This is a genomic window from Thalassotalea ganghwensis (genome assembly GCF_053485795.1).
In genome coordinates this window covers 74,735-90,583 of sequence record NZ_JBQRUM010000006.1, presented here as the reverse complement: position 1 = coordinate 90,583, position 15,849 = coordinate 74,735, and the positions used below count along the sequence as shown (strand labels likewise).

At 40.0% G+C, this 15,849-nt stretch carries 8 protein-coding genes; 5 read left to right on the top strand and 3 right to left on the bottom strand.

All coding sequences use genetic code 11. The annotated features are described in order from the left end of the window. Window positions 1–4: 4 nt before the first annotated feature. The 3 genes from ACSLUH_RS07915 to ACSLUH_RS07905 form a co-directional block, all read right to left on the bottom strand. Entirely contained in the window at window positions 5–928 is a 924-nt protein-coding gene (locus tag ACSLUH_RS07915) for an HAD family hydrolase (RefSeq protein ID WP_448565769.1), read from the bottom strand. 6 nt (window positions 929–934) lie between these two features. Further along, window positions 935–2,092, bottom strand: coding sequence for a hypothetical protein (locus tag ACSLUH_RS07910; RefSeq protein WP_448565768.1), 1,158 nt, complete (start codon window positions 2,090–2,092; stop codon window positions 935–937). Window positions 2,093–2,209: 117 nt separating this feature from the next. After that, on the bottom strand, window positions 2,210–4,447 hold the full coding sequence (locus tag ACSLUH_RS07905; protein ID WP_448565767.1) for a TonB-dependent receptor: 2,238 nt from the start codon (window positions 4,445–4,447) through the stop codon (window positions 2,210–2,212). A gap of 348 nt (window positions 4,448–4,795) precedes the next feature. On the opposite strand from ACSLUH_RS07905, the gene ACSLUH_RS07900 reads away from it, so the two are divergent. From ACSLUH_RS07900 to spoT, 5 genes are all read left to right on the top strand, one after another. Beyond that, window positions 4,796–11,446: a response regulator gene (locus ACSLUH_RS07900; protein ID WP_448565766.1), complete on the top strand. Its 6,651-nt coding sequence runs from the start codon at window positions 4,796–4,798 to the stop codon at window positions 11,444–11,446. A 35-nt stretch (window positions 11,447–11,481) separates the two neighbouring features. Continuing rightward, complete coding sequence (locus tag ACSLUH_RS07895; protein WP_448565765.1) at window positions 11,482–12,441, top strand: GGDEF domain-containing response regulator; 960 nt, start codon at window positions 11,482–11,484, stop codon at window positions 12,439–12,441. Between the two features lie 108 nt (window positions 12,442–12,549). Further along, the gene (gene gmk, locus ACSLUH_RS07890) at window positions 12,550–13,179 is read left to right on the top strand and encodes a guanylate kinase (protein ID WP_448565764.1); all 630 of its coding nucleotides are present in this window, start codon (window positions 12,550–12,552) and stop codon (window positions 13,177–13,179) included. Between the two features lie 53 nt (window positions 13,180–13,232). Next, window positions 13,233–13,511, top strand: coding sequence for a DNA-directed RNA polymerase subunit omega (rpoZ, locus tag ACSLUH_RS07885; RefSeq protein ID WP_448565763.1), 279 nt, complete (start codon window positions 13,233–13,235; stop codon window positions 13,509–13,511). A gap of 206 nt (window positions 13,512–13,717) precedes the next feature. Next, entirely contained in the window at window positions 13,718–15,826 is a 2,109-nt protein-coding gene (spoT, locus tag ACSLUH_RS07880; RefSeq protein ID WP_448565762.1) for a bifunctional GTP diphosphokinase/guanosine-3',5'-bis pyrophosphate 3'-pyrophosphohydrolase, read from the top strand. Window positions 15,827–15,849: the final 23 nt, after the last annotated feature.

The window sequence follows — 15,849 nt, the reverse complement described above, 5'->3', positions numbered from 1 at the left end:
GCCACTACTCCGTGTCTGGCTCAAAATCGAATATTCGACGCCAGTCAGTTTTCATATCAACTATTTGCCAGTTTTGCTTTTTGGCGATCGACAGAGTTTTCTCACCAAAATAATAAAACGGATCAGGAGAGTAGCTGTATTCTCGCGCAGCATCAGTATGATGTATTAAAACACACAACGATTGCCGAGTTGTTCTAGTCCATTTAAGCATATCAACGTCACCTAAACTATTACCAAACGCGGCGATGGGTCGTTTAGCTAATCGGCGCTCTATACCCAAAACTTTACCCGAACGATACTCAAACGAAAAAGGCAAAGGCTCGAGCTTAACCGCCAGTTGGCCATTTCTTTTCGATAACCGAGTTTTAACACTTGAGCCGATAACACGATCTGCTGAAATTTTATAAACTTGCTCAGACCAAGGGCGAATAAAATTGGCGGTTCCGCCAGAAACAATGTAATTACTGAATCCATGATGGGAGAAGTAGTCTAAAACTTCCCGCATCGGCAAATAAACGAGCTCGGTATATTTACGTTGATATCGCGGGTGTTTAGCGTGAGCAATCCATTGTGCAACCAATATTCTATACTCATCTGTCGTTAAGCCGGAGCGAATATAAGCCCATAACATTTTTAGTAAATCAAAGGCATCATGTATCGCTTCCTTGAGCCAGTGCAATATGCGTCTAAACTTGCCCGCATCAACAAGAACATCCGCATCAAATAATTGTCTTTTATAGAAGGCCAGTTGTGCAAGTAATGGTTTTTCCACCCAGAGTGTGCCATCGTTATCAAACGTCGCTATGCGGTCTTGAATGGGGACGTAATAAGGTGAGTTTTCATCCGTTACTTGTTCAACAAACTGAATAATTCGCTGCTTTGCCTTACCCTCTTGCCAAGAAGGTAAGGGGTCAAACCCGTTTTCCATGCGCTTTTAGTTCTCTTGATTGGCAACCGGTTTAATCACGATTTCACTATCAAAATTAAACATCTTGCCACTCCAGATAAATACTTGCCATACCAAAACCCCAAAAGGGATATAGCCAAAATAGCCAAGCAATGGCATTTCAGAGAAAATATGAATCACATCGACATAAGGAATGTTATATACCCAATAGTTAGGATTGGTAATAGGTTCAGCATTAGGGTGCATTGAACCGTAGTTCCACATTTCCCAAAATAAGCCATTTAACAGTGAGGATACCCCGATCAAAACGCCTGCGGTCCAATTGCCTTTGGCGATATCGGTAAATGGGTTCCAAATATTGAGTCGTAATAATACGCCAGTCATCACCGCATATGGACCAATCCATACCGCCCAAAACAATTCATAAGGCCAGTACACCATAGCACCAATTAACGCTGCACCAATGAGTATCATGTAATTGCCATTGAGTACCATTTTAGGGCCATTTTGATAGCGCACATTCATCGCGGGGAAGGTTTTAAGTAAGTTATACCATTGAAATAAAACAGGAGTAACCGTGGAATATGTGATCAAAAACTCGATGGTTAATACGGTTTTCGACCAAGGGATGTGCTCTGCATTAGGGTAGTACCAGTTACCTAAGACAAAATAATCATAATATTCAAAATATGCCCAACCAAGAATCGAGACCAGCGCACAAATCCATAACGTTTTTGGTTTTTGAGAAAACAGTGAAGCGCCGTTATTACGTTTATAAACGATACCATCAAGGAAAAATATAAAACCCCACCACAGTGGAGTAAATGCCCAAAAAACGAGATCTCCGAACGGTGTGACTCGAGTCCACATTAACCACCAAAAAAAGCCCATGACAATGCCGCCGGCCCAGAACCACCAAGGTAAACTCACCGTTGACTTGGGTCTTGGGATAATTGGAGCGCCTTTAAAGCCAAAATATTTTGGCACCAAAATTAACCCACCAATATAAAGCACACCAGCAAGCATGGTGAGAAAATATGGCCAACTAAAACCCGGTACATCACCGCCATAAGTTGGCGGAAATTCACCAAAACCGGGAGGTAAGTGATCAGGATATTTAAACCAGGCTACAGCCAATGGCACGAGTAACGTTAATAAAATTGGCCAGAGTAACTTCCATTTCATCGCTTGCTCACTTTTATTGATAAAGTAAAGGTGGTAAACCACCTTAATAGATTTCGTTATAAAATGTCTATAGGTTTTTGATATCTATGAAATTATATGTTCAATTCAGACGCGGTTCTAAAATTTATATCGCAACTCTATCCCCAGCTGCCGTGCTTCCCCTTTCAGTTCTGTCACTGCCGCTAAAGCGGCAATCGAATCAAAGCGTAACTCCGCATATTCAGTGTTGGCTAAATTTTTACCCCAAAGTGACAACAGTAGTTCTGGTGTTAATGCGTAGCTTATACGAGCATTTATTAGCGTGTAACCCTCTTGTTCCGTGTAGGGGTTTTCATTTTGATCAAAATAAAAGCGCGACTGATAATCAAAACCAAGTTGACTGGTTAATAACTTTCCAAACATTTGTTGTTCGTATATCACCATGCCACTAATGTTCCATTTTGACGAAAATGGCAAGCGATTATCCTCAACATTAAGATTACCTTGTTGATAGTCACCGATATTGGCTTTAGGTAAATAACCGACCGCTAAATTGAACTGTAAATTGGCTTGCGGTGTATATTGCACCTCAACATCGGCACCATAAATAGTCGAATCACCAGCATTTTTCAAAACATGGTAAGGTACTACGTTATCTGGAACATTGACAAACACCTGTTGATCTTTGTAGTCATAATAAAATGCCGCAACTTGTAGTTTGACATCTGGCAGCAAATTAAAGAACTTGCCACCGATTTCATAAGCGTACAAGGTTTCTGGTCGATAGTCTGAATCAGCGGCTTGTGCCTCACTGGTTGAGTATCCGGCGTTGTAGCCCCCACTTTTGTAACCCTTAGTTAGGCTGGCATAAAGACTATTTGTTTTATTAAATTTCTTCGTGATCGCTAAACGACCTGACCATTCTTGATCGTCTATCTTGCCTGACAAATTCCATAAATTAGGTATGACCCCAAATACGGTATCTAAATCGGCATTGGCTAGGTAATCTGTTGACTCATCGGTGTATCTTAGCCCAGCAGTAAAAGTTAGCTCACTGGACAAGGAGTAATCTGCTTGGCTATAGATTGCATTTGACTGGTTTTCCAACGTATTATCATAGAAAAACTCTGCGGCTATGCTAGCTAAGTCAGAGATCGCTCTAAAATCTCTAAATAGGTCAAAACTATTTTTCTGTGCTATCTCTTCTGTTAACCAATAAATACCAGTTTGCCAAAACAACTTATCATTTTGATAGGCAAGATTTAATTCATGAGTTAGCAAACGATTGTCAGTCCCCATGGTTCCTTCGATCAAATTACCTGCGCCATCAGAGTCCCAAGTATGATAACGCTCTAGGTCACGCACGCCGCTAAGCGCCGTTAAGTTTAAGGTTTCACTTATTTTCCACGCGACATTGATACTGGCTCCCCAGCTATCACTTTGGTGACTACGATCAGCGGTATCAGCTAATACGTCCCAAAAATCATCGCCATTGATTTGTCCGCCGAAGGCATCCATACATTGAGCGCTCCCTGCTTCTTTTGGCAGACATTCACCAGAGCCATCAGATCTCAAGATACCATTACTGGCAATGGGCTTAGGCTTACCCGACCAATCTTCTTGATGAAACTTGACGAGGACAGTGACATCATCAAAAGTCGATTTAATCATTAACCGATAATTCTTTTGATCTAAACCGCCGTCTGGTGACCCTTCCAGTAGATTGTTAGTTGAAAACTGATAATCTTCTTGGTTAAACGCAAAGCGCATGGATGTATGGTCTGTCAATGGCATGTTTAGTGCGCCATCAAAAGAGCGATGCTGATATTGGCCAAAACTAGCATTAACAAAACCACCGAAGGTATCTTCTGGTTGTTTAGAACGAATTAACAATGCGCCGCCGGTTGTATTTCTTCCAAATAGCGTTCCTTGAGGACCCCTTAATACTTCCACCTGCTCAATATCAAACAAATTCACAGATAAGTTATTAGCGCTACCACTGACAATACCATCGCTATAAACGGCAATTGGCGAGATAGTTGATGTGTTGTAATCAATCATACCCACGCCGCGAAGATTGAACGCTGGCGGTGTGCCTTCTCCAGCATTATTAGTTACTTTAAAACTCGGGACAAAAGAAGCCAGTTGGGTAGAATCTTTTATTTGCAGACGATCGATACTCTCGCCATCAATCGCAGTAACAGCAACGGCAACATCCACTAATGATTGAGCCCGCTTTTGCGCATAGACTTCTATCACTTCGATCGCTTGAATATCACTTTCTTCAGCTTGAGTATAAAATGAAGTAAACATCAATGCGTTTACAACAGTGCCTGTAAAAAAGTAAGTGCATGAGTTTGCGTTAAATTTAAGCATGGCTAGCCCTTAAAAAAATAACTTTAGACCATCAAGCGTAGTAACCAAGTGATAGCATTAAAGTACAGAACAACAGAAGCGACTCAATACTCGCTCTCTCATTGCGCATTTAACACTTAGCTTTAAACTGCAAGATCCTAAAATTGCCAATATATTTTATTTTTGTCGTAACTTTTATATCAATATTCTTGATATATAATGAATAATTACTAGTGTAGTAAGATAAATAGATTTTTTACAGGTAATTTAGTCGTTAGTAAGCAAAGTGCAGGTAAACTAATAGAATAAGATACCTTAAACAATAAACTCGTTAACGAATTATTTAATTTCCAGGGATTGTACTCGTCTATGCTGTCATTTAAAGGCTATAGTATTGTCAAAGAGCTGCCAGCTATTTCGGTTTCTATTGAACTTTTTTTAGCGCAAAACAATGACGGTGAGCACGTTGTCATTAAGCGTTTTAACAAAAACAGTGCCAGCAAGCACAGTGAACGACTAAAACACAGCCTCCACCTCAGCAAAACGCTTAACATTGACGGAATCGTTGCTTCTATCGACTCATTTGAAGATCATAATAACTTTTACGATATTTATCCCTATCATCAAACCGCTACATTGTTTGATTTTAGCGAAGAAGCCAGCACGCTAACCGATAAATTAACGATAGCAATAAACTTAAGTCGCCTTGTTGAAAAATTACACAAAGAACAATTAGTTATCAACAATCTTAATGCCAGCCACATATTTGTAGGTCAGGAACTCAAGGTATCATTATTTGACTTATCTTTTGCCAGTACATTTAAATCAGTTCACAAACGTTTATCGAATAATCAACTCGATAAATATAACCTCAGTACCATGTCGCCGGAGGCCAGTGGCCGCATTAACAAGCCGGTAGAGTATTATTCTGACCTTTACGCCATTGGTGCAACACTATATAAATTGTTTACTGGTCGCTACCCTTTTGAATTTCAAGATGATATTGAATTAGTGCATGCGCATATGGCATTAATACCAGAGCCAGCTGACAGCATTACCACTGAGCTCCCAAAACAAATTGCTTTAATATTAGCGAAATTGTTAGAGAAAACCCCTGAGCAACGTTATAAAACCGCAGCCGGTTTAGCAGAAGATTTAGAAAAATGTTTATATTACTTTAAAAAGAATAAAGAGATTCCTGAATTTGCTTTAGCGCAAAGAGACATCAGTAACACCCTAGTATTTTCTGGGACTCTTTATGGAAGAGCACAAGAACTGTCGACGCTGATAAATGCATACAACACCGTAAAGTTGCAACATTCAACACAGCTATGTGTTATTAGTGGCTATTCAGGTGTAGGCAAATCAAGGCTTATCAAAGAAGTGCATCGTCCAATTAACGAAGATAAAAGCTACTTTGTTAGTGGTAAATTCGAGCAATATAAAAAGACGACCGCGTATTTTGCCTTGAGTAATGCCCTCAAAGATCTAGTTGAGCAATTATTAGGGGAAAGCACAAACGAATTAGCGAAATGGTGTCGGGTGATTCAGCAAGAAGTCGGTGAGAATGGCCAGCTTATTATCGATCTCCTCCCTGATTTAGCCTTTATTATTGGTCAACAAAAGCCTTTACCTTCATTGAGTCCAAGCGAAAGCAAGTTGCGCTTTGATAACACCATTTTGAGTTTGTTTCGAGCGCTAGGCTCTCGACAACGCACGATTACGCTTTTTTTAGATGATATGCAATGGTCTGATCTAGCGACAATAAAATTACTCGAAAAAATCATCAAACATCCTGAAATAAAACACTTGTTTATTGTCATTTCCTATCGTGACAATGAAATTGATACATTTCATGCGCTTAACCACTTTTTAGCGGCTATTGATGATGCACCAGCCTATCATAGTCATATCAAGCTTAAAGCACTGCCAAGAGATGTAATGACAGAGTTTATCGCTGATTCGCTGCAACTTAAAACCAGCGAAGTTGAAGCGTTTTCAAAAGCGGTTATCAATAAAACTGGTGGTAATCCATTTTTCACCAAAGAGTTTATCAAATCTTTAAAAGACAAAAACATCTTATTTCGGGATGAAAAAAACGAATGGTCTTGGTATTTGGAGCAACTAAATCAACTGTCGGTTACCGCCAATGTCGTTGAACTCATGGTCAGTCGAATTCAACTGCTGTCAGAATTTCAACAAGACATTTTGCACATCGCTGCTTGTATTGGTATTCGAGCTACCCTATCAATCATCGCTAAAATCCTTCATAAAGATATCGATAGCATTCAGCTTCAATTAAACAGTTTAATTGAGCAAGGATTAATCAGCGCACATACAGAAAGTGATAGCGAGTCGATACAAACTATTCGGTTTGTACACGATAAAATTCAACAAGCCGCTTACTTATTGAATCGCCCGATCCCTAAAACCGCCATTCACTATCGTATTGCTGAACATTATCTTGCCTTAGGAGAAGAAACCCACGATAGCAATATCTTTGATTACATCGAACACCTCAATGCCGCCGCTCCGTTGTACATTGAGCAAAATAAAGAGTTTCTTTTGGTATTAAAAAACACGGAGGCTGGTTTAAAAGCATTGGAAGCGAATGCCTATAGCAATGTGCATTACTATTTTGAAAAAGCCGAACTTTACCTAGAAAAAGAGCCTTGGAAAACACATTATCAACAATATAGTTTATTAACGATTAGCAAAGCGAAGGCATGTTATTTAACACAAGAATTTCAGCAAGTTAATGAAATATTCCATAAAAACAAAGCACATTTGCACGAATTATTTGATCGAGTCAATCTCGCTAAGATTCAAATTCTAGCCTTAATTGCTCAAAATGAAATGCCACAAGCTTTTCAACTTGGCGTCGAAACATTAGAGTCGCTCGATTTTACCTTAGCAGAGCAAGATGATGTCGCAAGTAAATACTTGAGCTTAGAATCCTATTATCGAAGCAAGCCAATCAAGCTATTTATCGATTTACCTGAAATGCAAGACAGACAGGCGCTCGCCGCTTTGGAAATATTAAATGCCATCCAAACACCAGCCTACTTAATCAGTCCAACGGCATTTTTATCTGTCTCCTATACGTCAATGAATATCTGTTTAACCTCGGGTATATCCGCAATTTCCAGTAAAGTTTTTGTCACTCATGCGTTATTGCTCTGTGGGGCATTTAATAAATTCAAAGACGGTCTAGCCTTCGCAGAGCTTGCACGAAATATCTATCAGAAATTTGCTTCACCTTACGGTGAAATTGAAGTGGAATTTACCCGCAATGTTTCCGTCATCCATTGGAATAAGCATTTAAATACAACGTTAAATCCGCTGGAGCACAATTTCTATCAAGGGCTTGAGGTTGGCAATGTTGAGTATGCATTTCACTCAGCACTATTTTTCTGTATGCATCAACTCTTTGCAGGAGAAAATTTAGACAAAGTAGAGCATTCTTTTAATAAATATACACATCTTATGGCTGAAAAAAAACAAGCCTATCAATTAGGTCTAGCTAACGTGTGGTATCAATTAACGCTAAACCTGGTGAATGGCGATCATAAGGCAATTGATTTTCATGGGCCTGCCTTTGATGAACGTAATACATTAGAATTCTTGCAAGAAACCAATAACGTCACCACTTTATTCGCCTATCACAGCGCTAAAATGGTTTTGGCTTATTTATTTGAGGATGATGACCTAGCACATTTTCATTATCAGTTGGCTTATCCTATGGCCACCTCTGCCGTTTCTTTATATCATTTTTCTGAGTTTTTTTATTTTTCTGCTTTGCATTTAGCAAGACGCTGTCGTCGACTCGGTAAAAAAGATAAAACTTACCAAGAATGTTTTGAGCGTATACAACAAAACCATAAGTTAATGCAGTTGTGGTCACAAAACAGCCCTGAAAATTACTTACATAAAACGCAACTAGTCGCTGCCGAAATTGCAAACTTAACGCAAAACCCAAGTTCGTGGCAGCTTTATGACACGGCTATAGCGACGGCTAAAGACAACGGTTATACGCAGCATCAGGCTATCGCACAGGAATTAGCAGCAAGATATTGGCTAAGCTTTGAAAAAAGCGATGTCGCAACACTCTATTTGCAACAAGCTCATGACAACTATGTGCTTTGGGGTGCGAAAACGAAAGCAAAACAGTTAAAAGCAAAATATAAATTCTTCCAGCAGCAAACAGGTTTACCTAAACCACTCAAACGCGATACAGCGGCTTATGGTCAAGCACTTGATCTATCATCAGTTTTAAAAGCATCTGAAACCTTGAGTGGCGAAGCAGATTTGCAAGCTTTTCTGCATCGCATGATGGTGATCATCATCGAAAATGCAGGAGCTCAAAAAGGTGCATTTTTGTTACAAACAGAAGGTATTTTAAAAATAGAAATCGCAATAGGTAATTATGATACCAACGTAGGAGCAACTCAGTTACCTTACAATTTAATTAATTATGTAGCTCGCAAACAAACATCTAAAATAATCAACAATTTAATGGATGAAGGTAAGTTTGCTCATGACCCTTACTTCGAAACTCATCAACCCAAATCAATTATTTGTGTGCCCAGCATTGTAAAGGGCAATTTAATGGGCGTTGTCTATCTTGAACATTATGCCATTGAGCATGCATTTACCGAGGAAAGAATCAATGTCTTGCAGTTATTAGCTGATCAAACGGCGATTTCATTTGATAATGCCAAGCTCTATCAACAGGTTTTATCTTATAGTCGTAACTTAGAACAGCAAATTCACGAAAGAACCAAAGAACTGGCGTCTGAAAAAATTAAGGCCGAACAAGCCAGTCAAGCAAAATCAAACTTTCTTGCTAACATGAGCCATGAAATTCGCACGCCAATGAATGCGGTTATTGGTCTAAGTCAACTTGCTTTACGAACCGAACTTTCGCAAGCTCAACGAGATTATTTGGAAAAAATTCAAGACTCTTCAAAATCACTGCTTGGGTTAATCAACGACATTTTAGACTTCTCCAAAATTGAAGCCCAAAAGATGAACCTAGAACGAGTTAACTTTTCATTGCCTGAAATACTACAACGTGTCGTCAATGTCTGTACCTACAAAGTACATGAGAAAGGCCTCGAATTTGTTATCGATGTCGACAAGGATGTTCCTAAAGTACTTATCGGCGATCCTTTGCGCTTACAACAAATCATCATCAATTTGGCTAACAACGCGGTTAAGTTTACCGAGAAAGGAGCAATACATATCAAAATTGAGCAACTCTCTGCCAATAAGGTCATTACAGAATTACAATTTTCTGTTCATGACACGGGGATCGGGATGAGTGAAGAACAAACAAGTCGTTTATTTGAGTCATTTTCCCAAGCAGACGAGAGTGTGACAAGAAAATACGGTGGAACAGGGCTTGGATTAGCGATAAGTAAGCAACTTAGTGAACTGATGGGAGGAAAAATATGGGCGACGAGTGAGCCAGGCAAGGGCTCGGTCTTCAATTTCACTGCAAAATTTGAGTTGTGTCATGTTGCTAGCGAAAAACGTTCAATATTGAATCGTCAATCATTAATGAACCTCAAAGTTTTGGTGGCAGACGATATTGATATTGCAAGGCGCGTTTTACTTGATGCGCTCGCCAACATTGAAGTAAGTGCTGATGGTGTTAAAAATGGCCAGCAGGCAGTTGACAGGGTATTGCAAGCTGAAAAGCAAGGTAGCCCTTATGATTTGGTCCTAATGGATTGGAAAATGCCCCAAATGGATGGTATCGAGGCGGCTAAAACAATACAACAACATGCTCAGGGAAAACACCCTCATATTCTAATGGTTTCGGCCTATGATAAGGACGAAGCACGCAAGTTGGCGCAAGGAGTTGATATTGATAAATTTCTTGAAAAGCCAATAAACCCTTCCGTTTTAATTGACGCCATCGTCGATTTATTAAGTAAAGATAGCCAACAAATGAAAGTTATTCCTGAACCAAATAACATTGTCATTCCAGATTTAAGTGATTTTCGTGTACTTCTTGTCGAAGATAATTTAATCAATCAACAAGTTGCCATTGAATTTCTAAATGATACAAATATTTCTATTTCTTGCGCTGAAAATGGCCTGATTGCCCTGGAAAAACTCGCAACAGAACCATTTGATATCGTATTAATGGATATTCAGATGCCAGAAATGGATGGTCTGAGTGCAGCAACAGAGATACGCAATACCCTAAAACTTACCGATATTCCTATCGTGGCGATGACTGCTCATGCAATGGAAGGTGACGTCGAAAAAAGTATTCAAGCCGGCATGAATCACCATTTAACCAAGCCCATAGAGCCAGAAATACTCTACCAAACATTAAGTCGCTTTCTATTGGTTGAAAAAAGATCCTCATCGACTGCGCACTCTGAGCACCAAGATAATGAGGTTCTGCAAACGATAAAAAACCTTAAAGTTCATACCTCACTTAACGTTGACGATGCCATCGCTAAAGTCCAGGGAAAATTAGCGCTATACACCCATTTAGTTAACGACTTTTGGACCAAATACCACAAACTCGCGACACAACTATTAGCGGACTACAGGGACCAACATATCGACCAACTCTATCGTCGCGTGCATTCATTAAAATCTACTGCACAATATATCGGCGCATACGAACTGTCGGCTTCAGCCAGTGCTTTAGAAAAAGAGATCCACCAGCAAGGTGTTCATGTTGAATTAAAATTGAACGAAGTCTGCACCCATTTAGAATTTTTGATCGAACAACTTGATCGCATATACCAAAACGCTCAACCTTCTACAGCAACCGACGCTCTTGATATTAGCCAAGCAAAACAATTGCTAGCGCAATTACGCCCATTGGTAGCGAACGCTGATACAAGTGCAGAAACAATATCTAACAAACTCTATCAACTTGCTGAAAAAACAGAATATAATAGTGAAGTCAGTCATCTTCACAGTTTGATCAGCGATTTTGATTTTGACGAAGCAATGGACGCATTAGAAAACATAGATACCTCGCTATCGTAATAACGCTAGCAATGAGTTTCCAGTAGAGTGATATCATGCCACAAGCAAAGGAAAGTACAGAACATCAAAGACGAGTAATCGACAAGCAATTTACACTGCTGTGTATCGATGATGAGAGTGTTAATTTAAAAATATTAGCCTCGATCTTTAACGAGCATTATAAAGTCGTCGCCTGTAAAAGCGCTAAGCAAGGATTGCAAAAAGCACTAGAAATACAACCAGACCTCATCTTGCTTGATGTATTAATGCCAGAAGAAAGTGGCTTTGAGTTAATCAGTAAAATCAAGAGTGAATCGACGTTAGCGCAGATACCGGTTATTTTTATCACTGGATTGCAAAGTGCAGAGGACGAGGAAAAGGGTTTAACCTTAGGGGCCTGCGATTACATTCAAAAACCGTTTAATCATGGTATCGTGCGAGCTCGGGTCAATTCGCAACTTGAAATTATTAGACAACGAAAACTACTTGAACGCTTCGCTCATTTCGATAGCTTAACCGAGTTACCAAATCGAAGAAAATGGGAAAAAGATATTCAAGAGCAGTGGTTATTTACCCAAGAGGCGGGAAGGTCAATGTTAGTTGGCATTGCTGATGTCGATTACTTTAAACGCTACAATGACACTTACGGTCATCAAATGGGAGATATCGTCTTAAGAAAAGTCGCCAATGCCATCAGACGCGTACTATTTGATAATCACGGCGATATCTACCGTTGCGGCGGTGAGGAGTTTTACTTTTATTTGCCAGTAAACCAGCATACCAATATAGAAGAGATCCTTAGCGAGTGTTTAGAACAAGTGCATAGCTTAGAAATTCAGCATAGCACATCGTCGGCCGCTCAAACCGTTTCCGTCAGTATTGGTGCAGTTAGTGTGTCCCCATCAAAGCAGCTATCGGTTGACATGGCAATTAAAGTCGCAGATGAAAAGCTTTATCAAGTAAAAAATTCAACGCGAAATGCCGTATCCTATGACACCATACCGAAATCAACCTAATTAACCACAGCTCTGCATAAGGAATACATTTCTGATACAAACCCAAGCTCAAATTAGGTATAGTGGGCGCATTTTAACGAACCTTTGTTGACATTCAGGAGATTAATCGTGACGACTCAAGGTAACTTATTTATCTTATCAGCGCCAAGTGGTGCCGGAAAGTCGAGCTTGTTGACAGCCTTATTAAAACAACCAAGTGCTCGCCCAATGCAAGTTTCAGTCTCCCACACGACAAGGGCGGCTCGACCAGGCGAGGTTGATGGTCAACATTATCACTTTGTCGATGTAGAAGCCTTTAAACAACACATAAACCAAAAGCATTTCTATGAGTGGGCGGAAGTATTTGGTAACTATTATGGTACCTCAGAAGTCGCGATAGATAACCAACTTTCCCAAGGTATCGATGTATTTTTAGATATTGATTGGCAAGGGGCGCAGCAAGTCAGAATGCGCAAACCCGACGTAACCACTATATTTATCTGCCCACCTTCTAAGCAAGCACTCGAGCAACGGTTAAAACAGCGCGGACAGGATAGTGATGACGTTATCGCTAACCGTATGGCACAAGCCAAAGCAGAATGCTCTCATTATCAAGAGTTTGATTACATCATTATCAACGATGACTTTGACCAAGCACTCAAAGATTTAATCACTATCGTCGAAAATCAGCGCTTAAAGCGCAGCCAACAAGTACAAAATCATCAAGAATTATTCGATCAACTATTGGCTAATGATTAAGCGCATAGTAAACTACCCGACTATTTAATTCGTTTTAATGTTGGAGTGACCGAATGGCTCGCGTAACTGTTGAAGATGCTGTAGATAAAATCGGCAATCGTTTTGACTTGGTGTTAGTAGCATCTCGTCGTGCTCGTCAAATTGCAACGGGCGGTAAAGACCCATTGGTTGAGTTGGAAAACGACAAGCCAACTGTACTTGCTTTGCGTGAAATTGAAGAAGGGTTAATCACTAATGACGTGATGAATGATTCAGACCGTCATGAGCAAATCCAGCAGGAATCTGCTGAACTTGCTGCTGTAGCAGCAATTGTTGGTGGTCAAAACCAATAATCAGTCCTGATACTGTAGAAAACGCGTAATTTACCTGATGTAGTTACGCGTTTTTTTATGGCTGCTTGCTTATCATAGCAACGATAATCGTAACCAAATAGTTATCTGTTTTTATCAGGGTGATATATTGGCTTTATCGTCAAATAAACGTATCCTTTGTTTGTCATGCAGTATTTAAACTTAGTTCTCGTTTAAAGGAAGTTTCGGTGTATCTTTTTGAACCATTAAAAGAAGTCGTTTCTAGCTACTTATCGAAAGTACAGATTGACTTACTTAAACAAGCTTATATTGTCGCTCGAGATGCGCACGAAGGTCAAATGCGTTCGAGTGGAGAGCCTTACATCACTCATCCTGTCGCCGTTGCTCATAACCTTGCAAAAATGCACCTAGACCATGAAACACTCATGGCAGCACTGTTACATGATGTTATCGAAGATACGCCAGTCACTAAAGATGAACTTGCTGAGCTTTTTGGTCATACCGTGGCAGAATTAGTTGAAGGTGTTAGTAAGCTTGATAAATTAAAGTTTGATAACAAAGAAGAGATGCAAGCGGAGAATTTCCGCAAAATGATCTTGGCCATGGTGCAAGACATTCGCGTTATCTTGATCAAACTGGCCGACCGAACTCACAACATGCGTACTTTAGAGGCACTTCGGCCAGACAAAAGAAGGCGTATTGCAAGAGAAACCTTAGAAATTTATGCTCCCATCGCCAATCGCCTTGGTATTCATGATATTAAAAATGAGTTAGAAGAGCTTGGCTTTGAAGCCTTATACCCAATGCGCGCTCGTGCCCTCAAATCGGCGATCAAGCAAGCTCGAGGTAATCGCAAAGAAATCGTTAACAATATCAGAGAAGAAATTGCTTCTCGTTTAGAAGAATGTGGCATTGAGGCTGAAGTGCTCGGCCGAGAAAAACACCTTTTTTCAATCTACCGCAAGATGTTAAGCAAAGAGCTAATGTTTAACGAAGTGATGGATATTTATGCTTTTCGCGTCATCGTAAAAAACAAAATAGATGATTGTTATCGAGCACTTGGCGCTGTGCATAACTTATTTAAACCGATTGAAACCCGCTTTAAAGACTATATCGCCATTCCAAAAACCAATGGTTATCAGTCATTACATACCTCATTAATTGGTCCCCACGGTATTCCTGTTGAAATTCAAATTCGTACCCACGATATGGACCAGATGGCCGATAAAGGAGTTGCCGCCCATTGGCTTTATAAGCAAGAAGGTGATGACAGTGGCACTACCGCACAAATGAAAGCAAGACGTTGGATGCAAAGCTTGCTTGAGCTACAACAAAGTGCAGGTAGTTCATTTGAATTTATAGAAAACGTCAAATCAGACCTATTTCCAGAAGAAATTTATGTGTTTACACCTGATGGCCGCATCATTGAACTGCCAATGGGGGCCACTGCAGTTGATTTTGCTTATGCGGTTCACACCGACGTTGGTAATTCCTGTGTTGGCGTAAAAGTTGATCGAAAGCCCTATCCGCTGCATAAACCGATTGATTCAGGACAAACCATAGAAGTTATTACGTCTCCGGCGGCCAGACCTAATGCTACCTGGTTGAATTTTGTCGTTACCGCAAAAGCCCGTTTGCAAATTCGAACCTACTTACGCTCTCAAGAGCATAATGAATCATTGGCGCTCGGGCGTCGACTATTAAGCCATGCATTAGGCAAAACCAAAATAAATGACATTAGTGAAGAAAAAATTGCACAAGTGGTTCGTGAAACCGGAAACAAAACCTTTGATGAGTTACTGATTAATATCGGTCTTGGCAACGCGCTCAGTATTGGTATTGCACGACGACTGACTGACGAATTTACCGAAGACAGCGTCATTAACCCTGCAACGACCAAATCTAAAATGCCAATCAAGGGCACGGAAGGTATGTTGGTTAATTACGGAAAATGTTGCCGTCCAATACCTGGTGATGCCATATTAGCCTATTTAAGCCCAGGTAAAGGCTTAATGGTTCATCAGCAAGGATGCAGAAATATTAAAGGTCATCAGGAAGGACAGCTTTTCCCAGTAAAATGGGATACTGATGTTGAACGTGAGTTTATTGCCAAACTCCGTATCGAAATAGTCAATCATCAGGGTGCTTTAGCTAAACTCACCAATGTTATCGCCAAAGCAGGCTCAAATGTTCATACCTTGAATTCTGGTGAAAAAGATTCTGGCTTATACGTTATTGATATGGAAATAACCTGCTATAACCGTGTACATTTAGCCGGCATTATTAGGAAAATAAAGGTTATGGTCGACGTACAACGCGTTGTTCGTAACAAGTAATCAAACTCAATTGGATAGAGAAC

Bases quoted from the DNA above. Each gene is read 5' to 3' on its own strand.
- ACSLUH_RS07915 (WP_448565769.1), bottom strand. From the start codon at position 928: ATGGAAAACGGGTTTGACCCCTTACCTTCTTGGCAAGAGGGTAAGGCA.
- ACSLUH_RS07910 (WP_448565768.1), bottom strand. From the start codon at position 2,092: ATGAAATGGAAGTTACTCTGGCCAATTTTATTAACGTTACTCGTGCCA.
- ACSLUH_RS07905 (WP_448565767.1), bottom strand. From the start codon at position 4,447: ATGCTTAAATTTAACGCAAACTCATGCACTTACTTTTTTACAGGCACT.
- ACSLUH_RS07900 (WP_448565766.1), top strand. From the start codon at position 4,796: ATGCTGTCATTTAAAGGCTATAGTATTGTCAAAGAGCTGCCAGCTATT.
- ACSLUH_RS07895 (WP_448565765.1), top strand. From the start codon at position 11,482: ATGCCACAAGCAAAGGAAAGTACAGAACATCAAAGACGAGTAATCGAC.
- rpoZ (WP_448565763.1), top strand. From the start codon at position 13,233: ATGGCTCGCGTAACTGTTGAAGATGCTGTAGATAAAATCGGCAATCGT.